Origin of the sequence: Streptomyces stoeckheimensis, from assembly GCF_045822005.1 — a bacterium.
Lineage (GTDB): Bacteria > Actinomycetota > Actinomycetes > Streptomycetales > Streptomycetaceae > Streptomyces > Streptomyces stoeckheimensis.
In genome coordinates this window covers 5,843,559-5,867,739 of sequence record NZ_CP169550.1, presented here as the reverse complement: position 1 = coordinate 5,867,739, position 24,181 = coordinate 5,843,559, and the positions used below count along the sequence as shown (strand labels likewise).

The following is a 24,181-nucleotide window of genomic DNA, read 5'->3' as shown; positions in this document are numbered from 1 at the left end:
CTCCACATCGTGGCACGCGAGTGAAGCAACCGGGACAAGGCAACCGGAGCCCTATCCTTGACCCGGCACGGACCACAGCCCCACCCCCATCCCGGGGCTCCAGGCCACCACGGCCACCTTCCGGCCCCCGTAGCTCAGTGGATAGAGCAGGTGCCTTCTAAGCACTTGGCCGCAGGTTCGAGTCCTGCCGGGGGCACTTCTTTCCCACCATCCGGAGGACTGTCTCCCCGGAGGGCTCCCGCCCAGGTCAGCGGCACTTTAGCGCGACCTCCGTAGCGTTGACGTAAGCCCCATCGCCACCCCTTGACCCCCTCACCACCCCTTGCGGCGGGGTCGGAGGTCCGGCCGAACGGCGAGGCGGCGGTCAGGCGTTCACCCCCGGCGCGGTCGGGCGTGAGCGGGCCAGCACGAACGCGGCCCACACCAGCCATGCCGTGCCGCCGAATCGGACGACGGGCAGCAGGTAGCTGAAGCCGAAGACGATGAGCGTGAGGGCGGCGGCCAGTCCGGCGGCGGCGATGACGAGCCCGGTGGCGACGCAGGCGCGTGGCAGGAGCCCGCTCCCGCGGGCCGCCAGGCAGGCACCTCCCGCCAGGAGGGCGAAGGACACGGCGTACCCGAGACCACCGGCGAGGAAGGAAAGGTCCGCCAGGGTGCGGGCCAAGGCCGCGGGCGCCTCTTGCGGAAGCCGGCCGAGGGTCCAGCTGAGCGCGGCACTGCAGGCCAGCGCGCCACTGGCCAGCAGTCCGCCGGCGAATGCCGTCGCCGGGGAGGCGCCTTGATCCTGCCCCGGCCCCTGCCCCCGCCGCACCAGCCGGGCCAGGATGGCGGCGGCGGGCACCATGAGCGCGGCGGCGACGAGCAGCAGGAAGGCTCCCAGGTCGATCGCTGCGCCGTGGTCGCGCACGTACTGGCTCAGGATGTCGCGGCCGGGGGTGCCGGGCCGCGGGGCGGCGCGGTTGGTGACGACGTACACAGCGGTGAGTGCGGCGTAGGAGAGCGAGACGGTGAGCAGCGCGACGGCGCCGCGCGGGCCCGGGGCCGCGCCCCGGAGCGGGGCCGCGTGGGGCTCATGCAGTGATGTGGACATGACGGCTCCTGGGTCATCGGTGAAGTCGGTGAAGGGCTTCGGCGTGGGACACCTGCGGGCGGTGCGGGCAGGGGCCCCGGTGACAGTCAGATTGCCGCCGCGCAGCGCCGTGGTCGTCCGGCGGCGGGAGGCGGTGCCGCTGCTCTGCGGGGAGTACCCGCACCGGGACGGGCGCGAAGTCCCGCAGCAGCCACCCCGGTTCCGCGGGGTGGCCCTCCACTGCGGCGGGGCAGCCGTCAGGCCGCGGGCGCTACGGGGAGCGGCGAGCCCGCCAGGGGGGTGGAGTCGAGGTATCTGACCTCATAGACGCGCTCGGCGAACTTCCAGCCGCCGGGGGTGCGCTGGTATCGGTCGTGGTACACGGCGAAGTTCGAGTGTGAGCTGCCGTCGCGCATGCGCCCGAACTCCTGGACGTACGCACGACCGACCGCGGTGTCACCGTCCAACTGGACGGTGCCGGGGTGGACGTTCTGCACGAAGAACCCCCAAAGGCCCTGCCCCCACTCGATCCCGTCCCGGATCTCGTCCCGGCCGACGAACTCCTTGCCGATGTGCGGCCACCGCAGTGCGCCGGCGGGTGTGAACAGCGATGCGACGCGGTCGTAGTCGCGCATCATCACCGCATCGCTGAGCTCGCCGCGCAGCGCTTCGATCTCGAAGCGGTCAGCGATGGCCGGAGGGATGCTCATCGGGTGGCTCGGGTTGCTCGTCGGCTTGCTGATCGGAGTGCTCGTCGGCTTGTTCATCGGGGTGCTCGTCGGCTTGTTCATCAGTCAGGCCATCAGCAAGCAGGAGCGGCGCATCGGCGCGGCACTGTTCGACCGCACCAGCCGGCGCGTGGCCCTGACCCCGGTCGGCCGACGCCTCCGCGAAGATCTGCAGGAGGCCCACGACCTCCTCCAAGCGGGACTCGCCCGCGCCGGGGCGGCCGGTTTGGGCGCGGGCCGGGTGCGGCTGGGCGTCATCGGCATGCTCGGCTACGAACTGCGCCCCCACCTCGACGCGTTCCGCAGCCGCCATCCCGGCAGCGACGTGCAGTTCACCGAAGTCGTGGGCAGCGACCCGTTCACCTCCCTGCGCACCGGAGAGACGGATGTGAACGTGCTGTGGCTGCCCGTGGCCGAACCGGACCTCACCATCGGCCCCACCGTGGCCACCGGAGGCCGCGTTCTGGCCGTGCCGGCAGGGCATCCACTGGCTGGTCTCGGCGCTGCGTCCCTGGAAGATCTCGCCGACAACCGCGTCGCCGACCTCGGCCCCGACGCACCCGAGTACTGGATCGCGTCCATGGTCCCCACACGCACACCGCTCGGCCGCCGGATCCCCCGCGGCCCCGCCGCGCACACCTTCCACGAGATCCTTGCCCTGGTGGCCGCCGGACTGTGCGTCCACCCGCTGGGCGTGCTCGCCGCTCGCTACAACACCCACCCCGGCATCGCCTTCGTGCCCCTCCACGACGCCCCCCGACCTCCAGTTGGCCCTGATCTGGCGCTCCACCGCCGACAGCCCCACCATCCGCGCACTGGCCCGGACCGCCGCTGACGTCGGCCCCATCTCACTGTGACCACACCGGACGACGCCGGTGGCTCACGCCCTGAGGGCTACTCGAAGGCCTTGACAGCCTGGTAGTAGGTCCACGCGGTGCCCTCGCACGAGGCCTTGCGGGCGCCCGAGTAGCGGGCGCAGACCCGCTTCAGGTCGGCGTGGAACATCTCGTCCAGCCGGGGCTTGGCCGCCTGGAACTCCCCCGCCGCCTTGTAGTTGCGGTAGCCGAAGTCGTGTCGTGCGCAGGCCGTTCGGAAGGGGAACCCGAAGGGGTTGTCCGGGGACGTGGTGCAGTAGTCCGTGGACCAGTCGAAGCCGTACGGATCCCACTCGGCCCGGTTGTCGCGCGCCGCGGTCCAGGCGTCCTGGCTGGCCGCGCCCGGCTGCGTCCAGCCGCTCAGCACCTGCGGCTTGTCCTGCGGAACCAGCGGGGCCTGCCGAGCCGCGAACGCCGGTGGCGCGAGGGCCAGTACGGCGGCCACGGCGCCGGAGACGAGAGCGGACAGGCGGGCTCCGGTCCGGGTGGGGGTGTGGGTGCGGGCGGGGGTGGGGGCCGGTGCGGCGGGGGCTGGGGCTGGGGGGTGGGGCACGCGTCCTCTAACGAGGCGCGCCATCACGGGTGTCGGGGCGGTACGCGCGGGCGCCCGGTATCCGTCTCGGGAGGGACCCGTGGCTCGGCCGGAGGGCCGGCGGAGGCCCGGACCGGGACTCAGGTATGAGCCGATGTCACTCTTCCGGCAGAGATTCGGTTCAGCCTCGGGAGGGACGCGGACTACGGCCGTCGCCGCGAATACTCGTAGACATGAACCGCCGCCCTCTCGTCATCGCCGCCGCCACCGTGGGAGTCCTCGCCACCGCAGCCATCGCGCTGCCCAACCTCCCGCCCAACCCCCTGACCGACACGATCAACGACCGGGTGTTCAAGGAGAAGGGCATGCGCTTCGCGACGGCCGCCGACGCTCCGACGCGTGCGGAGTCGGGGCACGGGGAGCCGGGGCGCGGGAAGTCGGGGCGCGGGGAGGCGACGTGGGTGCTGCCGCGCTGGGTGCCGAGGGACGCGACCGACGTGCGAATAATGGCGCGCACCGACGGCAAGGCGCGGCTGCTCCGCTTCACGCTGGGCGCGACCCCGCTGGACGGCCCGCAGTGCTCGGCGGGCACGCCCGGCAAGCACGCGGGGACGGCGCTGGAGGCCCAGTGGTGGCCGGCGGGCACCAGGGCCGAGGAGCGGCCCGAGTGCCGTGGCGACCTCCAGTACCAGGTCACGGTGCGCGGCAAGGAGGTCTACGCCTGGACCGACGGCACCCCGTCTCCGGGAGCGGGGGCGCAGGACGGCATCCCGGCCCGGCAAGTGTCGGCCCCGGCCCCCTGATCCGGGCCCGCCGGGCGGGTTCAGCGGCGCGTACGCAGCTCGCGGGCCGTCGCGAGTTCCGCGAGTCCGGCCCAGTGGGGGCGCAGCCACTCCTCCGGTGAGGTGGCCGTGGGCAGGCCCGGCGGCAGGCTGTCGTGGAAGGCGGCGGTCTCCGGTTCGACGGCTCGGTGGTGGGTCAGGATCTGCGGTTCCTCGGAGCCCTCCGAGGCCGATGCAACGCTCCGCAGGAACATGGCATTGGCCACCAGCAGCCAGTGCGGCCGGCCCGGGTCGGCGTCGGATCCGGCGCCGTTGCCGCTCGACAGCGCCCACGGGTCCGGGGCGAGGTACCGGACTCGCCCCACGCCGGTGAACTCGGCTGCGGCAGCGCACATCGAGCACGGCTCCTGGGTGCTCCACAGCGTCGCCGTGCCCAGGTCCCAGCCCGTACGGGCGGCCCCCAGCGCGTTCATCTCGGCGTGGGCCAGGGGTGTGCCGCGCAGCGGCCCGGCGCCAGGGCCGTCCTCGTACGCCTCGTTGCGCCCTTCGGCGACCGGCTGCCCGTCGGCGTCCGTCAGCACCGCCCCGACCGCCAGGCCCCCGGCCGCGAGCGCCTCGTAGGCGAGGACGAGCGCCCTGCGCAGGGGCTCCGGCGCAGCACGCCACTCCGTGTCGAAGCCATGCTCCCCGTTGATCATCCAGCCATTATCGCCGCCACCTCCGCCACACCCCCCGGCACCGCCTTCACCACTGCGCCACAGCCCCTGCCGCAGCCCTCATGCACCCCCGCCTCGGCCCACCTTCGCCCCGCCTCTTCTCGCCGCTCCGGGCACTGCCTTCGGCACCGCTCCCCTCGTGCCCGCCCCCATCGCTCTCGCCACCGCCCATGGCAGCGCTCTCCTACGCCGCTCCCGGCAGCACCCTCTTCGCCACCCGGCACCACGCTCGCCATCGCCTTCGGCAGCGCTCTCTTACGCGGCTCCCGACACCGTCGTCCTCACCAGTCCCTGCACCACCAGCAACACCGCCCTCCTCACCGCTCCCGCCAGACCCTCCTCAGCACTCCCGGCACCACCCTCCTCAGCACTCTCGCCATCGCGCTCGGCAGCGCTATCGTCGCCGCCATGGACATCCGCCCCGCACGCACCGTCGCCGAACTCCTAGCCGCCGAAGCCCTCTTCGACGGGCCCGCCCGCGCGGACTGGTCGGAGCGGTTCCTCGCCTCACCGGGGCACCTGATGCTGATCGCCTACGTCGACGGCGTACCCGTCGGCATGGTCTCCGGCATCGAGATGGTCCATCCCGACAAGGGCACCGAGATGTGCCTCTACGAGCTCTCCGTGGACGAGGCCCACCGCCGGCGCGGCCTCGGCCGGGCCCTGACCGAGGCACTCGCCACCGAGGCGGAGTCGCGTGGCTGCTACGGCATGTGGGTGGGTGTCGACACCGACAACGAGGCCGCGCTGGCCACGTACGGGGCGGCCGGCGCCCGCGACGAGGGGGTCTTCAGGATGCTCGGCTGGCCCGTCACCCGCTAGCGGGTGCCTTGCGGATCGGGCCGGACCGGGCAGCGGCGACCGGTGCCGTGCTCCGCAAGGCGGAGGAGGGAGTCGACGCGAAGGGGGCCTCCCCTGCTCGAGTGTTGCCGAGAGCTCGGGAAGTCGGCGACCGACGACAACGCGGCCAAGCTCGCGGTACCGGGCGCCGCGCCCCTGCCTGATCGGCAGGACACCCCGCTAGGGCCTGTCGTCAAAATCCCGTCGTCGCCCGAAGGGCGGCCGCGCGGCGTCTGGTGCGTGCTCTCGGCGTGCCGGGCGGAAGCCCGCGTACTGGACGTACTTGGCTTCCGTCCGGTGCGGCGAGAGCGCGTGCCAGGCGTCGCGCGGCAGACGGGAGTTTGACGACAGGCCCTAGGGCCTGTCGGGTCGGCCCGGATCAGCCCGTGCCGTCAGGCACCCGGGGGCGCGAGCCCAGACCGAGCGGCCGCCCGGTGCCGCCCCGTTCCGGGGACTCGGGCCCCGCGCCGGGCACGGGCGCCCGGATACGTGGGGGCTCGGTTCCGGACCGACCGGGCACGGACCGGGCGGGCCCGAACCGACCTGGTCCGAACCGACCCGGACCGGGTCGTGGGAAACCCCCCGGACGGTCGGCGCCCCCAGGGGCGGCGTGTCGTGGGGCCAGTCGGCGCACCCTCCGCGCGGGCGCGGCGTGCCTCGCCGAGCATCGGCGGCATGACCGCATTCACCGCGCTGCTCCCGGCCGCCGCCCTGCTGGCGGCGGCCACCGCCCTGCCGCCGCACTCCGCACACGCCGCAGCCGCCGCCTCCGACGCCCCCACGGCCCCCTACGTCGTCGTCCTCAAGGACGGCGTCACCCGTGCCTCCGCGGCCGCCGCCACCCGCGCCCTCGCCGCCGAGGCCGAGGCCTCCGGCGACACCGTCGGGGACGTCTACGACACCGCCCTGAGCGGTTTCGCCGTCCGCACCACCGCCGCCCGCGCCGCCGAACTCGCCGCCGATCCCCGGGTGGCCTCCGTGGAGCCCGACGCGCTCTTCCGGATCGACGACACCCCCACCGGCAGCACCCCCGCCGTCGACGTCCCGCTCGTCCAGACCCCCGCGCCCTGGTCCCTGGACCGGCTCGACCAGAGCGAGTTGCCCCTCGACGGCTCGTACGCGTACCCGGCCAAGGCCGAGCGGGTCACCGCGTACATCGTGGACACCGGGATCAACACCCTGCACCAGGAGTTCGGCGGCCGGGCCCGCTGGGGAGCCAACGCGGTGTTCATGGAAGGCGCCACGGACTGCAACGGCCACGGCACGCACGTCGCGGGGACCGTCGGCGGAGCCACCTACGGGGTGGCCAAGGGGGTTTCGCTCGTCGCCGTGAAGGTGGCGGACTGCCGCGGGGACGCGACGCTGTCGGCCATCACGCGGGGCATCGACTGGTTGGTGAAGGACGCCCTCAAGTCGCCCGCCACCCCGGCCGTGGCCAACATGAGCCTGGGCGGCGGCCACAGCTTCGCGCTCAACCGGGCGGTGACGCGGGCGATCGCGTCGGGGATCACCTTCGCCGTGGCGGCGGGCAACTCGGGCGAGAACGCCTGCACCGGCTCCCCCTCCGGCGTCCCACAGGCGCTCACGGTGGGCGCGACGGACGCACTGGACCGGCGAGCCTCCTTCTCCAATCACGGCGCCTGCGTGGACCTTTCCGCACCCGGGGTGGCCGTCACCTCCGCATGGAAGGGCTCCGCCACGGCCCTCGCCCGCGCCTCCGGCACCTCGATGGCGTCCCCGCACGTGGCGGGCGCGGCCGCGCTGGTGCTCGCGCGGGGCCTGGCGGCCGGGAGCCCGCGCCAGACGCCGGCCCAGGTGGCCGAAGTCCTCGTACGGGACTCCGTGCGGGACCGGATCACCGCCCTGCCGGCCGGGACCCCGAACCTGTTGCTGCACGTCCCGACCGCCAAGCAGCCCGACAAGCCGACGGACGAGCAGCCCGTCAAGCAGCCCGACAAGCCGGCGGACGAGCAGCCCGCCGAGCAGCCCGTCAGGTAGCCCCTACGGGACCCTCCGCCGGCGGCGCCACCCCGCCCCGGCGGACCACCCGCAGACCCCACCCGCCCCACCCGCACTGCGCACCCGACAACAGGTATCCGCCCCTCCGCTCCACCCGGCCTGATGGCACATCAATTTCTGTGTGCTTCGGGCGAAAGCAAGTCATTGACTTCTCAATCCCGCGACGCGTCAATGTCGGCCACCGCACCGGCTCGACCTCCCCCACACAGCGGGTGGGGGGAGGGTTCGTATGACGAAGGAGTCGCGACCCAGTGAGTACAACGTTTCGACGAAGAGTTCTGGCCGGGGCTGGCGCTCTGTCCCTGGCCCTGACGGGCGCCGTGGTGGGTCTGTCGGGCACCGCGCAGGCCGCGACCAAGACGACGCCCGTCCAGATGGACTGCGTCGCGCCCGCACCCCAGCCGGGTGGTTCGGGCGCCCAGAACTACACGATCACGCTGCCCGACAGCGCCAAGGCCGGCGACGTGGTCCCGATCGCCATCGACCCGGGTCCGAGCCCGGTGGTCCCCGGCTTCGCGGTGAAGACCACCAACGTCTCGAAGATCACCCTCAAGGTCGGGTCCACCCTCCAGACGGTGGTCAGTCCGCCCGAGACGGTCGACGTGGTGCCGGGCGTGCCGCTCGACCCCGCCGGCTTCTCCGGCACCATCAAGATCCCGGACGGCACCGAGGGCACCACGGTGAACGTGGCCCTGGACCTGGCGGTGACCGACGCGAGCCTCATGGGTTCGGTCTTCACCACCACCTGCACCCCGAACCCGCGTCCGAGCGCCTCGCTCGGCTCGGTGGCCGTGGAGGCCCTGCCCAAGGACCCGATCACCACCAAGCTGACGCCCAACAGCGGCAAGGCGGGCCAGGAAGTCGTCGTCACGGGCGCCAACTTCCCGGCAGGTGCGGTCACCTGCTCCGCGCTCAAGAACGGTACGGCCACGGGTGACACGGGTACCGGCACGGCCACCGCGGCCGGCGTCGCGACCTGCACCATCGTCGTCAACCAGCCTGCCGACAAGATCCGGATCGACGGCGCGGTCCTCCCGTACAAGGACTACTCGTTCATCGTCGAGCAGCCCGGTGTGCAGAACCCGGTCGACGTAGAGGTCCTGCCCGGCCCGCTGGCCATCGGCCCGCAGGGGGGCAACCCCGCCGTCGACTTCGGTTCGGTCACCATCAACGGCAAGTCCCAGTCGGTCGTCGGTCAGTTCACCGCGATGGCCGTCCAGGACTTCCGCGGCGGGACCCTCGGCTGGGACGTCTCGGCGACCCGGACGCCGTTCCTGAACTCGGTCACCGGACACTCCATGGCCACGGCGCAGATCGGCATCCAGCCGACCTGCAAGGTGACCAACCCGGCCAGCCCGAGCGCCTGCACCGTCGGTGCGCCCGGTGCGATCTCCGACGTCCCGCTGAAGGTCGCCTCGGCGGCCGCGGGCGGTGACGAGCTGACCGGTGGCGAGTTCGAGATCGGCGGAGCCGGAATGATCCAGCTCCCGCCGTTCATGTTCGCGGACAGCTACCAGTCGGTCGTCACCTTCTCGATCGCCTGACCCGTACGACCCCGCTCCACCCGGGTGGTGCGGCGCTCCGGCGCCGCACCACCCTTCCGCACATCCCCTCCCCCGCTGCACCCCACCAGCGATCCCCTTCCCCGTCCGGCCCGACTGGAGAACCGCCCATGCGCACCCGCACCCTCCTCCTCGGCCTGCTCCTCGGCCTCGCCGCCCTGCTGCTCCCGGCCCTTCCCGCGACGGCCGCGGACAACGGCACCTGGGGCGTCTTCCCGACACCCCCGGCCGGTGCGGCGATGACGGACCGGGCGTACTTCTTCCACCAGGGCGAGGCCGGCACCACCATCAGCGACAGCGCGACGATCGTGAACTCCTCCGACAAGGAGCTGACGTTCCAGATATTCGCCACCGATGCCGTCAACACCCCGGTGGGCGGCGGGTTCGCGCTGCTGCCGGTGGAGACGAAGCCCAAGGACGTGGGCACGTGGGTCGTGCTGCCGCCCGAGGCCAAGACGACCGTCACCGTGCCGCCCAAGGGCCGCAAGGACTTCCCGTTCTCCGTGAAGGTCCCGGCGGACGCGACGCCCGGTGACCACGTGGGCGGGATCGTCGCCCTCAACACCGAGGTGGAGGGCATCCAGCAGGAGGGAAAGGTCCAGGTCGGGGTGAAGCGCCAGGTCGGCGCCCGGATGTACTTCCGGGTTCCGGGGCCGGTGACCCCGGGGCTGAGCGTGGAGGACGTGAAGGTCAGCCGGGCGGCGCCGCTGCTGCCCTGGGTCAAGGACGCCCGCGCCAAGATCACGTACTCCCTGGTCAACCGGGGCAACGTGGTCGTCGAGCCGAAGGTGACGGTCTCCGCCGAGGGGCTGTTCGGCCGCCGGGTGCTCGACCGGCCGTCCCGTGAGCTGAAGCTCGTCCTGCTGCCGGGCCAGCGGATCGAGCTGACCGAGGAGTGGGCGGACGCACCCCAGTCGGACTGGGTCACCGTCGACATCACCGCCGGCGCCTCCGCCTACCCCGACCTCGTCTCCTCCTCCGCTACGGGGTTCCTCGCCGTGCCGTGGACCGCGCTCGGCGCCCTCCTGGTGCTGGCCGGCGCCGCCATCGCCGCCCGGGTGCTGCGCCGACGCCGCCGAGCCGCCGCCGAACGGCCGGAACCGGCACCGGACTTGGCTGAAGCGCGCTGATCGGCAAGGGTGTCCCCAGGTGACGGCATCCGGCCATCGCCGGGCAGGCAACGGCGCCGGGGGGCACCACACATGGCACGACAGCACGGCGAAGCGGGGCCCGGCCGGCCGGCGCACGGAACCGTCCCCGCAGGTCCTCCGGCGGACACCGCCACGGCGGGGATCGGGCTGCTGACCCTCGTCGAGCGGACGCTGGGCACCGGTACCGCGGTGTACGTCCCGGGGGACGGCTGGATCCGGCTCACGCTCCCGCTCGACGACGGCGGTCCGGCCCCGGTCGCGGTAGACGTGGTCGCGGACACCCGGCGGACCCCGCACGGGATCGCGTACCTCCTGCCGGGCGCCGGACTGAACTTCGGCTCCGCCTTCTTCACCCCCTCCGACCTGAACCTCGCCCACCGGCTGCGCCGCGAGGGCCTGCTCGTCGTCGGCGTCACCCCGCGGGAGGACGCCGCGGCCGCGGAGGACATCGGCCCCGACCTGGGGCTCGCGGCGCACCACCGGGATCTGGCCGCGGTCGTGGAGGCGCTGGACGGGGCGCTCGGGCTGCCGTACCAGTACGTCGGCCACTCCGCCGGGGCCCTGCTCGCCCTGGACGCGGCCGCGCACGACGACTCGCCCCGCCTGACCCGGGTGGTGGCCCTGGACACGACCGGCCCCTACTCCGGCGACCTGGCCGTACGGGCGGCCCAGACCCGGGACGCGTACGAGGCCCTGATCGAGCGGGGTGCGTACGCGACGGACCCGGGCCTGGCGGCGCTGTTCGCCCGGGCCGTCACCGACCCGGCGGGCTCCTCGGAGGTCCCCTGGCCCCCGGATCCCGGGCTCCGCTTCACCCATGCCGGGCTCGCCCACTTCGCGCTGGTCCGCACCTCCCTGCTGCCCGGCCCGGCGGACTGGATCCACACCCAGGGCCACGCCGCGGGCTCCTACTCCTTCGGAGCCACCCCGGCCGGGGACCGCTTCGGCCTCACCCACACCACGCTCGCGACCTGGCACGCGGCCACCGCCGGCCTGGGCAGCGGGCTCATCCCGAACGCGCTGGCGCGGGACCTGGCCGCGGTCTGGGCGGGCGACGAGAAGACGTACGCGGTCGACTGGGAGCGGATCTCCGCCGAAGTGGTGTGGATCAACACCGAGCTGGGCCGCGGGGACCACACGCGCGGCCCCCGGCTGATCCGGGCGGGCGGCAACCCGCGGGTCCGCTTCAGCGTCGTCCCGGGCTACGGGCACGGGGACCCCGTCTGGTCGCAGACGGCGGCGGCCGACGTCTGGTCGCTGCTCTGAGCGGAGGCGCTCCGGGCCGGGGGCGGACCGGAAACGGGCTCGCCCCCCGCGGTGAGGGTTGCGGGGGGCGAGCGGTCGGGCGGTCCTGCGAGTCGGTCAGTGGTTCCGCGGGAACCCGAGGTCGACGCCGGCCGGGGCGTCCGACGGGTCGGGCCAGCGGGTCGTGACGACCTTGCCGCGGGTGTAGAACTGGATGCCGTCGTTGCCGTAGATGTGCAGGTCGCCGAAGAGCGAGTCCTTCCAGCCACCGAAGGAGTGGTAGCCCACCGGCACCGGGATCGGCACGTTGACGCCGACCATGCCCGCCTCGATCTCCAGCTGGAAGCGGCGGGCGGCGCCGCCGTCACGGGTGAAGATGGCGGTGCCGTTGCCGAACGGCGAGGCGTTCATGAGCGCCACGCCCTCCTCGTAGGTGTCGACGCGCAGCACGCACAGCACCGGGCCGAAGATCTCGTCGCGGTAGGCGTCGGAGTCGGTCTTGACGTTGTCCAGCAGCGAGAGGCCGATCCAGTGGCCGTTCTCGTTGCCCTCCACCGTGTAGCCGGTGCCGTCCAGGACCACGTCGGCGCCCTGCGCGGCCGCGCCCGTCACGTACGAGGCGACCTTGTCGCGGTGGGCCGCGGTGATCAGCGGGCCCATCTCGGAGGTCGGGTCGTTGCCGGGGCCGATCTTGATCTTCTCGGCGCGCTCGCGGATCTTGTCCACGAGCGTGTCGCCGATGGAGCCGACGGCCACGACCGCGGAGATGGCCATGCAGCGCTCGCCGGCCGAGCCGTAGGCGGCCGAGACCGCGGCGTCGGCGGCGGCGTCCAGGTCGGCGTCCGGCAGCACCAGCATGTGGTTCTTGGCGCCGCCCAGGGCCTGGACGCGCTTGCCGTTGGCGGAGGCGGTGGCGTGGATGTGGCGGGCGATCGGGGTCGAGCCCACGAAGGAGACGGCCGCGACGTCGGGGTGCGCGAGGAGCGCGTCGACGGCGACCTTGTCACCGTGGACGACGTTGAGGACGCCCGCCGGCAGGCCGGCCTGGCTCGCCAGCTGCGCCAGCAGCGTGGAGGCCGAGGGGTCCTTCTCGCTCGGCTTGAGGATGAAGGTGTTGCCGCAGGCCACGGCCAGCGGGAACATCCACATCGGCACCATCGCCGGGAAGTTGAACGGGGTGATGCCCGCGACGACGCCGATCGGCTGGCGGATCGAGGAGACGTCCACGCGGCTGGACACCGAGGTGGACAGCTCGCCCTTGAGCTGCACGGTGATCCCGCAGGCCAGCTCGACGATCTCCAGGCCGCGGGCGACCTCGCCCAGCGCGTCGGAGTGCACCTTGCCGTGCTCGGCGACGATCAGCTCGGCGATCGCGTCGCGGTTGGCGTCCAGCAGGGCGCGGTAGGCGAACAGCACCTTGGTGCGGGCGGCCAGCGAGGACTGTCCCCAGGACAGGAACGCCTCCTTGGCGACCCGTACGGCCGCGTCGACCTCGTCGGCGGACGCGAGGGCGACCTGCGTGGTGACCTCGCCGGTGGCCGGGTCGGTGACCGGGCCGTAGTTGCCCGACGCGCCCTCGACGGTCTTGCCACCGATCCAGTGGTTGACGGTCTTCATGCCTAACTCCTTCACAGATGGCGACGTCGCTGCGCGGCTTGCCGGTCGTACTCTTCTCGGGCCAGGGCCGCCGACGCACGGGTCGCGGTCTCGGCCACAGGGACATCCCACCACGCCTGTGCGGGGGGCGGGCCCGACACAGTGTCGGGTGTTCGGGTCTGCACGTAGACACATGTGGGACGGTCCGCATCCCGCGCCTGAGCGAGGGCTTTGCGCAGGTCACCGATGGTGCGGGGGCGGATGACGGCCATCCCGAGGGAGGCCGCGTTGGCCGCCAGGTCCAGCGGCAGCGGCGCACCGCCGTACGAACCGTCCTCCGCCCGGAAGCGGTAGGCGGTACCGAACCCCTCGGCTCCCACCGCCTCCGAGAGGCCGCCGATCGAGGCGTATCCGTGGTTGTCCAGGATCACCAGCCTGACCGGGATCCCCTCCTGCACGGCGGTGACGATCTCGGTCGGGTTCATCAGGTACGTCCCGTCGCCGACCAGGGCCCACACCGGCCGGCCGGGAGCGGCCAGCGCGGTGCCGATCGCGGCGGGGATCTCGTAGCCCATGCAGGAGTACCCGTATTCGACGTGGTACTGGTCCGCGGAGCGGGCCCGCCAGAGCTTGTGCAGGTCCCCGGGGAGCGAACCGGCGGCATTGATCAGGATGTCGTCACCGTCGACGAGGCCGTCCAGCAGACCCAGCACCTGTGCCTGCGTCGGGACGGAGTCCTCGTCGGGAGCCGCGTAGGCCCCGTCGACCAGCCGCTCCCACGCCCTCTTCCCTTCTTTGTACGCCGCCTCGTACGGGGGGTCCACCCGGTACCCGGCGACTTCCGCCCCCAGTTCCTCCAGGCCCGCCCGCGCATCGCAGACCAGGGGGCGGGCGGCGAGCTTGTGGGCGTCGTACGGGTCGAGGTTGAGCCCGAGGAACCGCACGCCGGGGTGCTGGAAGAGCGTCGCGGAGGCGGTGGTGAAATCGGTGAGCCGGGTCCCGGCGGCGATCACCAGATCGGCCTCGCGGGCCAGCGCGTCGGCGGTGGCCGTGCCGGTGTGCCCGATCCCGCCCACATCGGCGGGGTGGTCCCACGGCAGGGCCCCCTTGCCCGCCTGGGTGGAGGCCACCGGGATCCCGGTGGCCTCGGCGAACTCCGCCAGCGCCGCGCCCGCCGCGCTGTGCCGGATCCCGCCGCCGGCGATGATCAGCGGCCGCGCGGAGCCCCGTACGGCCCGGGCGGCGGCCGCGAGCTCGGTGCGGTCGGGCCGGGGCCGGCGTACGCCCCACACCCGCTCGGCGAGGAACTCCTCCGGCCAGTCGTACGCCTCGGCCTGTACGTCCTGCGGCAGCGCGAGGGTGACGGCGCCGGTGCTCACCGGGTCGGTGAGGACCCGTACGGCCTGGAGGGCGGCCGGAATCAGGGCCTCGGGGCGGGTGATGCGGTCGAAGTGGCGGGAGACGGGGCGCAGGGTGTCGTTGACGGAGACATCACCCGCATGGGGGACCTCCAGCTGCTGGAGCACGGGGTCGGCGGGCCGGGTCGCGAAGGCGTCCCCGGGCAGCAGCAGCACCGGGATCCGGTTGATGGTGGCGAGGGCGGCCCCGGTGACGAGGTTGGTGGCGCCCGGGCCGATGGAGGTGGTGACGGCGTGCGCGGACAGCCGCCCGCTCTGCCGCGCGTACCCGACGGCGGCGTGCACCATGGCCTGCTCGTTGCGGCCCTGCAGGAACGGCATCTCCCCGCGGCCGCTCTCCAGCAGGGCCTGGCCGATCCCGGCGACGTTCCCGTGGCCGAAGATCCCCCAGGTGGCGGCGATCAGCCGCTGCCGGTGCCCGTCGCGCTCGGTGTACTGCCGGGCGAGGAAGCGGACGAGGGCCTGCGCGACGGTGAGCCGGACGGTGTGCGGCTGCGGCTGTGCCTGCTGCGGTGTCATGCGGGGTCCTCCGCTCGGTCGTGGAAGGGCAGCCGGGGGTCGATGTCCTGGCCGGTCCAGGTGGAGCGGATCCACCCGTGGTCGGGGTGGTCCCGGATGAGCCACTCCCGGGTCGCGCCGGGTCCCGCCATGACGTTGAGGTAGTACATGTCGTGGCCGGGCGCGGCGATGGAGGGACCGTGCCAGCCGTCCGGGATGAGGACCGCGTCACCGGTCCTCACCTCGGTGAGGATGTCGGTCTTCCCCGCCGGGGACGGGCTGACACGCTGATAGCCGAGGCCGGGCGTGTCCCCGTGCGGGGCGATCTCGTAGTAGTAGATCTCCTCCAGCCGGGATTCCTCGCCGGGGTGGTGCTCGTCGTGCTTGTGGGGCGGGTACGAGGACCAGTTGCCGCCGGGGGTGAGGACCTCCACGGCGATGAGGCGGTCGCAGTCGAAGACGCCGGCGGCGGCGAAGTTGTTGACCTGGCGGGAGCACTGTCCGCTTCCGCGGAGCTCTACGGGGACCTCGGCGGCGGGCCCGTACCGGGCGGGCAGCCGCTGCTCGCAGCGGGCGCCGACGAGCGCGAAGCGGCCGCCTGCGCCCGACCGGATCTCGGCGCTTCCGTCCCGGGGTAGGTAGGCGAAGTCGGCGGGGCCGTCGAACACCCCGCGCCGCCCCCGAAGCCGAAAGACCTGCGGCCCGCTCCCGGGGCGCCGCCCCGGACCCCGCTCCTCAAACGCCGGAGGGGCTGGATTGCGGCCGGTGTCGGCCTGCGCGTGCGGGCCCGCGGGGGCAGGTGGCGCGGAGGGGAGTTGCAGCCCCGCCGGCGTTTGGGGTGGGGGGCCGGGGGCCTCGCCCCCGGTTTCGGGAAGGAGCGGGGTGGGGGACGGCTCCGCGCAGCGGACCTCGCAGCCGCCCGCCAGGGGGAGGACGATCCACTCCGATTCCGCGCACTCGTGCGCGTACACCTCCCCGGGCGAGAGGTCGAGCACGAGCAGCCTCGTCCATTCCATCGCCCACTCAGACACCATCGGCACGACCGAGCACCTCCTCCACTTCCTCCGCGAACGGCATAGCCGTCGAGCACGCCAGCCGCGAGGCCACGATCGCCCCGGCCGCGTTCGCGTAGCCGATCACCCGCTCCAACTCCCATCCCGCGAGGAGCCCGTGGCACAGCGCCCCGCCGAAGGCGTCCCCCGCGCCGAGGCCGTTGACGACGGTCACCGGTACCGGGGGGAGCTCCGCCACCGTCCCGTCGCGGTGGACGGCCAGGACTCCGGCCGGGCCGCGCTTGACCACCGCCAGCTCCACCCCGGCCGCGAGCAGCGCCCGCGCCGCCGCGTACGGCTCGGTCTCGCCGGTGGCGATCGCGCACTCCTGTGCGTTGCCCACGGCCACGGTGGCGAGGGACAGCGCCCGGCGGTACCACTCCCCCGGCCCGGCGTCCCGACCTTCGGACACCGGCCCGGCCTCGGCTCCGGCCACCGGTCCAGCGGTCCCGCCCTCGGGCACCGCTCCGGCCCCGGCCCCCTCGCCGGAGGGCCACAGCATCGGGCGCCAGTCCAGGTCGAACACCGTGAGGGGGCTCCTGCCGCGCGCCTCCAGCGCGGCCAGGGTGGCCGTCCGGCTCGGCTCCGCGCTGAGCCCGGTACCGGTCATCCAGAACACCCGCGCCGCCCGCACCGCGTCGAGGTCGAGCTCGTCCGCGGCGATCTCCAGGTCCGGCGCCTTCGGGTAGCGGTAGAAGTACAGCGGGAAGTCGTCCGGCGGGAAGATCTCGCAGAAGGTCACCGGCGTCGGATAGGCCGCCACCTCCCCGGCCCACCGGTCGTCCACCCCGAACCCGCGCAGTTCCGCCCGGAGATACGCGCCGAAAGGGTCCGCGCCGGTCCGGGTGATCACCGCCGTGCGCCGGCCCAGCCGGGCCGCCGCGACGGCGACGTTGGTCGGGGAACCCCCCAGGAACTTCCCGAAGGTGTCCGCCTCGCCGAGCGGTACGCCCGTCTTCAAGGGGTAGAGATCCACCCCGATCCGGCCCATCGTGATCAGGTCGAACGCCAACGGATCCGCAGCCATCACCACACCATTCCTCCCGACCGAGTGCTCCCCGTACCCAAGAGCCTCGCACCCTAAGGTGGCCGTATGACGTCCTCACCACCCGCGTTGACCCGTATCCGCGTCGGCTCGGCTCCGGACTCCTGGGGGGTCTGGTTCCCCGACGATCCCCGGCAGACCCCGTGGGAGCGGTTCCTCGACGAGGTCGCCGAAGCCGGGTACGAGTGGATCGAGCTCGGTCCCTACGGCTATCTCCCCACCGATCCCGTCCGGCTCGCCGACGAGGTCGGGGCGCGCGGCCTGCGGGTCTCCGCGGGAACCGTCTTCACCGGACTCCATCACGGGCCCGCCGTGTGGGAGGACACCTGGGAGCACGTGTCGCGGATCGCGGAGCTCACCCGGGCCGTGGGCGCGGCGCACCTCGTCGTGATCCCGTCCTTCTGGCGGGACGACAAGACCGGCGAGGTGCTGGAGGACCGCACCCTCACCCCGGAGGGCTGGCGCGAACTGACCACGCAGACCGAGCGGCTGGGGAAGCGGGTCCAGGACGAGTACGGGCTGCGGATCGTCGTCCACCCGCACGCGGACACGCACATCGACACCCCCGAGAACGTGGCGCGCTTCCTCGACGCCACCGATCCCGCGCTGGTCTCCCTCTGCCTGGACACCGGGCACTACGCGTACTGCGGCGGCGACAGCGTCCGGGCCGTCGAGACGTTCGGCGAGCGGATCGGCTACCTCCACCTCAAGCAGGTCGATCCGCGGATCCTCGCCGAAGTCGTCCGGGACCAGGTTCCCTTCGGGCCGGCGGTGGCCCGCGGGGTGATGTGCGAGCCGCCGGCGGGGGTGCCCGCGCTGGAACCGGTGCTGGCGGCCGCCGAGCGGCTCGGCGTGGACCTGTTCGCCATCGTGGAGCAGGACATGTACCCGTGCCCGCCCGACCGTCCGCTGCCGATCGCCCGCCGCACCCGCGCCTACCTGCGCTCCTGCGGCGCCCGCTGAACCGAGTCCCCCGGCCGCACCTGCCGTACGAACCCTCGTGGAGGAACAGAACATGACCAGCACGCTCGGCATCGCCGTCATCGGTACCGGGAAGATGGGCTCCGACCACGTCCGGCGCTTCGGGCGGACGGTCGGCGGGGCCCGGGTGGTGGCCGTGGCCGACCCGGACGGGGACCGGGTCAAGGAGGTCGCGGCCGGTCTGGAGGGGGCGGGTGCGCACACCGATCCGGCGGCCGCGATAGCGGCGCCCGGGGTGGACGCCGTCCTGATCGCCTCGCCCGGGCCCGCCCATGAGGAAGCGATCCTGCACGCGCTGGAGCGGGGGCTGCCGGTGCTCTGCGAGAAGCCGCTGACCCCCGATCCGGCGGGCGCCCTGCGGATCATGGAGGCGGAGGCGCGGCTGGGCCGCCGGCTCGTCCAGGTCGGCTTCATGCGGCGCTACGACGCCGAGTACGCGCGGCTCAAGGAGCTGCTCGACGCGGGCGGCATCGGGCGCCCGCTGTTCCTGCACTGCCGGCACCGCAACGCCGCCTCGCCGTCCTTCTTCACCAGCGACATGCTGATCAGCGATTCGGTGGTGCACGAGGTGGACGCGGCCCGCTGGCTGCTGGGCCAGGAGATCACCGCGGTGACCGTGCTCTCCCCGACGCCGTCCTCGGCCGCCTCGGCCGCCCGCGAGGGGCTGCGCGATCCCCGGTTCGTCCTCATGGAGACCTCCGGAGGGGCCGTGGTCGACGTGGAGATCTTCGTCAACTGCGGCTTCGGCTACCAGGTGCAGTGCGAGGCGGTCGGCGAGTCCGGCACCGCCCGGATCGGCGACGGCCACGCGATGGTCGTCCAGTCGGCGGGCCGGTGGGGCGGGGAGATCGACCAGGACTTCACCGTGCGGTTCGCCGACGCCTACGACCGCCAGCTGCGCCGCTGGGTCGCCGCGGCCGCGCTGGGCCGCGTGGACGGTCCCGACGCGTGGGACGGCTATGCGGCGGCGGCCGTCTCGGAGGCGGGCCTCACGGCTGCCCGCAGCGGCGTACGGACCCCGGTGGAACTGGCCCAACGCCCGGCCCTCTACAGCTGATCCGACCGCCCCGGCCCCCTCAGCCGGGGCGCCGCCCCGCCCTGCGTGCCGCCTGTGTCACATGTGTCACCTGTGTCACGAGCGTCGTCGGGATGTCACGCATGTCCGCATTACGCGGGTCTTCCGTCACAGCCGGACGACAGCCCCTCCCCTGACCTCACCCCGCGTCGTTCCCCGGGCACAACGTGAGTGATCGTCAGTGTCCACGCGCCGGCTCCCCCGACGGCCTCCCGGCCGGCCCCGCGGCGTGGACGAGGAGGTGTCGAGGATGAGCGACCGACAGCTGTGGTCGTACAAGGAGATCGCCGCTCACATCCGGGTCCAGCCGGACACGGTGCGCTCCTACCGCAAGCACGGGCTGCTGCCCGCACCCGACCACGTGGAGGGCGGCAAGCCCTACTGGTACGCCGACACCATCCGCGCCTGGGTGGCGCGCCGGCCCGGCAACCGCGGACGCCGCGAGGACTGACGCGGCATCCGGTCCAGGGACGGGACCCTCCCGGGCCCCGTCCGCTAGCGGCTCCCTGCGGGCACGGGCGCGGGACCGGGCTCGGACTGCTCGGCGGTCGGCGCCGGCTCCCCCTCGCTCAGCCCGAAGCGTTCGTGCAGTCGACGCAGCGGCGCCGGCGCCCACCAGGTGGCCTTCCCGGTCAGCTTCATCACCGCCGGCACCAGCAGGCTCCGCACGACCATCGCGTCCATGAGCACGGCCAGCGCGATTCCCAGGCCCAGCATCTTGGTGTTGGTCACCCGCGAGCTGCCGATGGCGACCATCACCACCGCCAGGATCACGGCCGCCGCGGTGATCAGTCCGCCCGTGCGGGTCAGCCCGGCGCGCACCGCACCCTCGTGGTCCCCGGTCCGGTCGTACTCCTCCTTGATCCGGGATATGAGGAACACCCCGTAGTCCATGGAGAGTCCGAAGGCGATGCAGAACATCAGCACGGGCAGGGTGGTCTCGATGTCTCCCGTGGAGGTGAAGGACAGCAGTCCGGAGAGGTGGCCCTCCTGGAACACCCACACCACCGCCCCGAACATCGCGGTCAGGCTCAGCGCGTTGAGCAGCACCGCCTGGATGGGTATCAGCAGGCTCCCGGTGAGCAGGAAGACCAGGAGCAGGGTGGCCAGCACCACGACGGCCAGCGCCAGGGGCAGTTTCTCGGCTATGGCGTCGCGGGCGTCGACGAGCACCGCGGCCTGTCCGGTCACCGCCCTGTCGAAGGGCGCGTCCACCGCCCTGACCAGGCCCACCAGGTCCTGGGCCTCCTGTCCCACTTCCTCGCCCTGGGTGAGCACCGAGAAGTAGGCGTATCCGGTGCCGGAGGCCGAGCTCACCGGCCCTTCCACCCCCAGCACTCCGGGCAGGGCTGCCACCCGCTGCTTGTAGGCGTCGAGATCGGCGGCGCCGGAGGCTCCTTCGGTCAGTACGGTCAGTGCCCCGCCGGGGCTGCCCGGGAAGCCTTCGCGGATGTGCTGCTGCACCACGTGCGATTCGGCGGTCACCGGTAGCTGCCGGTCGTCCACGGTGCCGAACTTCACTCCGAGGAAGGGCAGTCCGAGCAGCAGCAGTCCGGCCGTGGTGGCCACGGCGAACACCGGGGCGCGGCGCATCACCAGGTCGGTCAGCCGGGCCCAGCCGCGCCCGCCTCCGGCCCGTCCCGGGTCGCTCCCGGCCGGCCCGGCGCGGCGCCACAGCCGGCGCAGGTCGAAGGAGTTGACCCGCTCCCCCAGCAGCACCAGTGCCGCGGGCAGCACGATGAGCGCGGCCGCAGCGGCGAGCAGGACGACCGCGACGCCGGCGTAGGCGAAGGAGCGCAGGAAGTACATCGGGAAGAAGAGCATGGCCGAGAGGGCGACGGCCACGGTCAGTGCCGAGAACAGGACCGTCCGCCCGGCGGTCCGCAGGGTGACTCCGACGGCCGCGACCGGGTCGCGCCCGGCGGCCAGCTCCTCGCGGAACCTCCGCACGATGAACAGGGCGTAGTCGACGGCGAGGCCGAGCCCGAGGGCGGTGGTCAGGTTCTGCGCGAAGACGGAGACGTCGGTGAACTCGGTGAGTCCGCGCAGCACGGCATTGGTTCCGATGATGGCGACGATGCCGACGCCGAGGGGCAGCAGGGCCGCGACGGCGCTGCCGAAGACGAGGACGAGCAGGACGAGCGTCACGGGCAGGGCGATCAGCTCGGCGCGCAGCAGGTCCTCCTGGATGGTGGAGGTCACCTCGCGCTGGACGGCGGCCGGGCCGCCGAGGGACACCTTCAGCGGTCCATGCTCGCCGCGGTAGCTCGGCACGATCCGGTCCAGGACGGCGTTGGCCGTCTTCTCGTCGCCGAGCACCCGGGCGGCTATCAGGGCCTGGCGGCCGTCCTCCGAGCGCAGGGTGGGCATCTTGGTCCGCCAGTACGAGCCCACGCCGGTCACCCCCGGCTCCGCGGCGAGCCGCGCCGTCAGCCGCTCGGCCTCGGCGGCGACGGCGGGGTCGTCCACCCCGGCCGCCCCGGCGGCTCCGGCGGCCCCTGTGTCGACCAGCAGCAGCAGATTGGGCTGGGAGCCGGGGAACTCGCGCTCCAGCGCCTTGGTGGCATAGGTGGAGCCGGCGCCGGGGTCCTCCCAGCCCCCGCTTCCGAGCCGGTCGGCGACGCCTCCGCCCGCGAAGACGGCCAGGGCCGTGACCACGAGGGCGAGCAGCAGTGAGAGCCTCGGCCGTGTGGTGACGAACCCGGTCCACCGGCCGCCCTCCCCAGGCGACGGCGGTTTCTTGACTTGAGACATGGCTCGGTGTCCCCTTCACCGTGATTGCCAGGCCACTTAGACTGGCAAACACGAGCAGTCGCTCGCGTTTCTCAAGAATGCGAGCGACCTCTCGCGTTTGTCAATCACCCACGGGAAGCAACGGGAAGCAAGGGATTGGACATGCGGGAGACCTCTCGGACCAAAAGTCCGGACAAAGCGGGAGAACCGACCGCGGAGGCCACGGCAGCCGCCGAGGCCACCGGGGCCGCGAAGGCCACGCCGGAAGCCGCCCCCCGGCGCCGCCAGGCCCGCGGTGAGCGCCGGATCGCCCAGCTCCTGGCAGCCGCCGCCGGGGTGTTCTGCCGTACGGGTTACGCGGCGGCCAGCACCAACGCCATCGCCCGCGAGGCCGGCGTCTCCCCGGGCACGCTCTACCAGTTCTTCCCGAACAAGGAGGCCATCGCCGTAGAGCTCGGCGGGCACCTCCTCCAGCGCGCCCACGAGGCGCACGGCCGGGCCTTCCTCCCCGAGAACCTGAACCGGCCGCTGCCCGAGCTGCTCGACGCCGTCCTGGATCCGGTCATCGCCTTCAACTGCGAGAACCCGGCCTTCTGGGCGCTCATGCACGGCGCCGGCATCCCCGGCATCTCCCAGGAACACGACGAGCTGCACGTCGGGATGCTGACCCGCGTCGAGGAGGTGCTGCGCGCCTGCGTCACCCCCGGCGGCGACGGCGCCCCCGCCACCGAAGCCGAGCTCACCCACATCGCCCACATGGTGCTCGGGATCGTCAAGACCGCGCTCGAACTGATCCTGGCCAGCGAGGGCGCGGATCGGGCCGCCTACGTCACGGAACTGAAGACCGTCCTGTTCCGCTACCTGGACCCGATGTTCACCACGCTTCCTCCTCACTGACCATCCGCCCGGCGTCCCCGGACCCGGATCCCGGCCCGGCGGCTCCGGATCCCGCCCCGGACCCGTCACCGGACCCCGCCCGCAACCGCAGCCCCACCAGCGGGAAGACCAGGACGGACACCATCCCGGCCCCGACCAGCGCCGCGGCCTCCCCCGACCCCAGCTTCCCCTCCTGCACGCCCAGGGTGGTGATCGCCACCACCAGCGGCAGCGCCGTGGAACCGAACAGCACCAGCGCCGACCGGTCCCGGCGCCCGAGGTCCCGGGGGGCCAGCAGCCACATCGGGAGCCCGCGCACCACGAGGAAGAGCAGCAGGAACACCGGCAGCAGCAGGAGCACCCGCCCGCCCCCGAGCAGGGCGGCCAGGTCGAACTCGATCCCGGTGACCACGAAGAACAGCGGCACCAGGAAGCCGAATCCCATGGCCTCCACCTTCGACAGCACGACCTCGCTGCTCTCCGGGGCGGCCCCGTGCAGCACGAGCCGGGTGATCAGCCCGGCGGCGAAGGCGCCGAGCAGGACGTCGAGGCCGAGCACTTCGGAGAGCGCCAGGAACGCGACGAGGATCAGCACCACCAGGCGCACCGCGAACTGCGCGCTGCTGTGCAGGGTCTTGGCGATGACCCGGGCGAACCAGGGCGGCTTGGGCCGCATCGCCCAGAACACGGCGGCGGCGGTGAGCACCGCGAAGCCGATCAGCAGCGCCGCCGACTGCCCCGGCGCCCGCCCGCTGAGCAGCAGGGCCATCGCGATGATCGGCCCGAACTCGCCGACCGCGCCCATGGCCATCATCACCGAGCCGAACCGGCTCTGGAGGTCCCCCGAGTCGCGCAGGACCGGCAGGATCGTGCCGAGGGCGGTACTGGTGAGCGCGGTGCCGATGTAGACGCCCTTGTCGAACCCGCCGCCCGACAGCAGCAGTCCGAGCCCGAGCCCGAGCGCGAGGGCGGCCACCCAGGCCCACACCGACCGTTTCAGGGTGTCGCCCTTGACCTGGGCGAACTGGATCTCGTAGCCGGCCAGGAAGATCAGCATCGCGAGCCCGAGCTCGCTGAGCACGTCGACGACGTCGGTGGAGTGCGCCCAGCCGAGGACGTCGGGTCCGACCAGGACGCCCAGGACGATCTCGAAGATCACCAGCGGTACGGGGAGCCAGCGCGAGACCCCGTACGCGAGCAGAGGCGCGAGCACCGCGATCGACATGATCAGGATGAGAGTGGTCCCCGAATGCGCCATAGGTGCCATTTACATACGCTTCGCGCGGATTGTCCACCGCAAAAGATCTCGTCGAATGCTCGCATCGATACCCCCTAGGGGTATAGTCTCGAGGTGTCGGGATGAACGGTGGACTCCTTACGGGCGATCC

21 protein-coding genes and 1 tRNA gene are annotated in these 24,181 nt (G+C 73.0%); 12 read left to right on the top strand and 10 right to left on the bottom strand.

The window, feature by feature from the left end:
* The first annotated feature begins 123 nt into the window (after positions 1–123).
* A tRNA-Arg gene (locus ACE1OC_RS26615) sits at positions 124–196 on the top strand.
* A 168-nt stretch (positions 197–364) separates the two neighbouring features.
* Here ACE1OC_RS26615 and ACE1OC_RS26610 read toward each other — a convergent pair.
* Positions 365–1,090: a DUF4386 domain-containing protein gene (locus ACE1OC_RS26610; RefSeq protein ID WP_407839132.1), complete on the bottom strand. Its 726-nt coding sequence runs from the start codon at positions 1,088–1,090 to the stop codon at positions 365–367.
* A 236-nt stretch (positions 1,091–1,326) separates the two neighbouring features.
* A complete protein-coding gene (locus ACE1OC_RS26605; RefSeq protein ID WP_407839131.1) occupies positions 1,327–1,779 on the bottom strand; it encodes a nuclear transport factor 2 family protein in 453 nt (150 codons plus the stop codon).
* Between ACE1OC_RS26605 and ACE1OC_RS26600 the strand changes: the two genes are divergently transcribed.
* Entirely contained in the window at positions 1,772–2,632 is an 861-nt protein-coding gene (locus tag ACE1OC_RS26600) for a LysR family transcriptional regulator (protein WP_407839130.1), read from the top strand. The genes ACE1OC_RS26605 and ACE1OC_RS26600 overlap by 8 nt on opposite strands.
* Positions 2,633–2,691: 59 nt before the next feature.
* Here ACE1OC_RS26600 and ACE1OC_RS26595 read toward each other — a convergent pair whose 3' ends face one another.
* Positions 2,692–3,117, bottom strand: a complete 426-nt coding sequence (locus ACE1OC_RS26595) for a phospholipase (protein WP_407841687.1) — start codon at positions 3,115–3,117, stop codon at positions 2,692–2,694.
* A 320-nt stretch (positions 3,118–3,437) separates the two neighbouring features.
* Between ACE1OC_RS26595 and ACE1OC_RS26590 the strand changes: the two genes are divergently transcribed.
* Complete coding sequence (locus ACE1OC_RS26590) at positions 3,438–4,007, top strand: hypothetical protein (RefSeq protein ID WP_407839129.1); 570 nt, start codon at positions 3,438–3,440, stop codon at positions 4,005–4,007.
* Positions 4,008–4,027: 20 nt separating this feature from the next.
* On the opposite strand, the gene ACE1OC_RS26585 is transcribed toward ACE1OC_RS26590, so the two are convergent.
* Positions 4,028–4,684 carry a nucleoside deaminase gene (locus ACE1OC_RS26585; RefSeq protein ID WP_407839128.1) on the bottom strand — a complete coding sequence of 219 codons (657 nt, stop codon included), beginning with the start codon at positions 4,682–4,684 and terminating at the stop codon, positions 4,028–4,030.
* 426 nt (positions 4,685–5,110) lie between these two features.
* Between ACE1OC_RS26585 and ACE1OC_RS26580 the strand changes: the two genes are divergently transcribed.
* From ACE1OC_RS26580 to ACE1OC_RS26560, 5 genes are all read left to right on the top strand, one after another.
* Positions 5,111–5,524: a GNAT family N-acetyltransferase gene (locus ACE1OC_RS26580; protein ID WP_407839127.1), complete on the top strand. Its 414-nt coding sequence runs from the start codon at positions 5,111–5,113 to the stop codon at positions 5,522–5,524.
* 693 nt (positions 5,525–6,217) lie between these two features.
* On the top strand, positions 6,218–7,540 hold the full coding sequence (locus ACE1OC_RS26575) for a S8 family peptidase (protein WP_407839126.1): 1,323 nt from the start codon (positions 6,218–6,220) through the stop codon (positions 7,538–7,540).
* Positions 7,541–7,812: 272 nt separating this feature from the next.
* Entirely contained in the window at positions 7,813–9,105 is a 1,293-nt protein-coding gene (locus ACE1OC_RS26570) for a hypothetical protein (protein WP_407839125.1), read from the top strand.
* Between the two features lie 128 nt (positions 9,106–9,233).
* Complete coding sequence (locus tag ACE1OC_RS26565) at positions 9,234–10,253, top strand: WxL protein peptidoglycan domain-containing protein (protein ID WP_407839124.1); 1,020 nt, start codon at positions 9,234–9,236, stop codon at positions 10,251–10,253.
* A 72-nt stretch (positions 10,254–10,325) separates the two neighbouring features.
* Positions 10,326–11,540, top strand: a complete 1,215-nt coding sequence (locus ACE1OC_RS26560; RefSeq protein WP_407839123.1) for a hypothetical protein — start codon at positions 10,326–10,328, stop codon at positions 11,538–11,540.
* A gap of 96 nt (positions 11,541–11,636) precedes the next feature.
* Here the strand turns inward: ACE1OC_RS26560 and ACE1OC_RS26555 are convergent, their stop codons facing one another.
* The 4 genes from ACE1OC_RS26555 to iolC are packed head-to-tail and all read right to left on the bottom strand — an operon-like array spanning position 11,637 to position 17,110.
* Entirely contained in the window at positions 11,637–13,136 is a 1,500-nt protein-coding gene (locus ACE1OC_RS26555; protein WP_407839122.1) for a CoA-acylating methylmalonate-semialdehyde dehydrogenase, read from the bottom strand.
* Between the two features lie 11 nt (positions 13,137–13,147).
* A complete protein-coding gene (gene iolD, locus ACE1OC_RS26550) occupies positions 13,148–15,052 on the bottom strand; it encodes a 3D-(3,5/4)-trihydroxycyclohexane-1,2-dione acylhydrolase (decyclizing) (RefSeq protein WP_407839121.1) in 1,905 nt (634 codons plus the stop codon).
* Positions 15,049–16,065 (bottom strand): 5-deoxy-glucuronate isomerase, encoded by a 1,017-nt coding sequence (gene iolB, locus ACE1OC_RS26545; RefSeq protein WP_407841686.1) that lies wholly within the window; start codon positions 16,063–16,065, stop codon positions 15,049–15,051. The genes iolD and iolB overlap by 4 nt, the downstream gene beginning before the upstream one ends.
* Entirely contained in the window at positions 16,055–17,110 is a 1,056-nt protein-coding gene (iolC, locus tag ACE1OC_RS26540) for a 5-dehydro-2-deoxygluconokinase (protein WP_407839120.1), read from the bottom strand. The genes iolB and iolC overlap by 11 nt, the downstream gene beginning before the upstream one ends.
* Before the next feature lie 66 nt (positions 17,111–17,176).
* On the opposite strand from iolC, the gene ACE1OC_RS26535 reads away from it, so the two are divergent.
* The 3 genes from ACE1OC_RS26535 (at position 17,177) to ACE1OC_RS26525 (ending at position 19,635) form a co-directional block, all read left to right on the top strand.
* Positions 17,177–18,091 carry a sugar phosphate isomerase/epimerase family protein gene (locus ACE1OC_RS26535; RefSeq protein ID WP_407839119.1) on the top strand — a complete coding sequence of 305 codons (915 nt, stop codon included), beginning with the start codon at positions 17,177–17,179 and terminating at the stop codon, positions 18,089–18,091.
* A gap of 52 nt (positions 18,092–18,143) precedes the next feature.
* Complete coding sequence (locus tag ACE1OC_RS26530) at positions 18,144–19,166, top strand: Gfo/Idh/MocA family protein (protein WP_407839118.1); 1,023 nt, start codon at positions 18,144–18,146, stop codon at positions 19,164–19,166.
* Positions 19,167–19,434: 268 nt separating this feature from the next.
* Positions 19,435–19,635 (top strand): helix-turn-helix transcriptional regulator, encoded by a 201-nt coding sequence (locus ACE1OC_RS26525; protein ID WP_053674774.1) that lies wholly within the window; start codon positions 19,435–19,437, stop codon positions 19,633–19,635.
* Between the two features lie 44 nt (positions 19,636–19,679).
* Here the strand turns inward: ACE1OC_RS26525 and ACE1OC_RS26520 are convergent, their stop codons facing one another.
* Entirely contained in the window at positions 19,680–21,938 is a 2,259-nt protein-coding gene (locus ACE1OC_RS26520; RefSeq protein WP_407839117.1) for an MMPL family transporter, read from the bottom strand.
* A 141-nt stretch (positions 21,939–22,079) separates the two neighbouring features.
* On the opposite strand from ACE1OC_RS26520, the gene ACE1OC_RS26515 reads away from it, so the two are divergent.
* Positions 22,080–22,814, top strand: coding sequence for a TetR/AcrR family transcriptional regulator (locus ACE1OC_RS26515; RefSeq protein ID WP_407839116.1), 735 nt, complete (start codon positions 22,080–22,082; stop codon positions 22,812–22,814).
* On the opposite strand, the gene ACE1OC_RS26510 is transcribed toward ACE1OC_RS26515, so the two are convergent.
* A complete protein-coding gene (locus tag ACE1OC_RS26510) occupies positions 22,792–24,051 on the bottom strand; it encodes a cation:proton antiporter (protein WP_407839115.1) in 1,260 nt (419 codons plus the stop codon). The two genes, ACE1OC_RS26515 and ACE1OC_RS26510, sit on opposite strands and share 23 nt — an antisense overlap.
* Between the last annotated feature and the right edge of the window lie 130 nt (positions 24,052–24,181).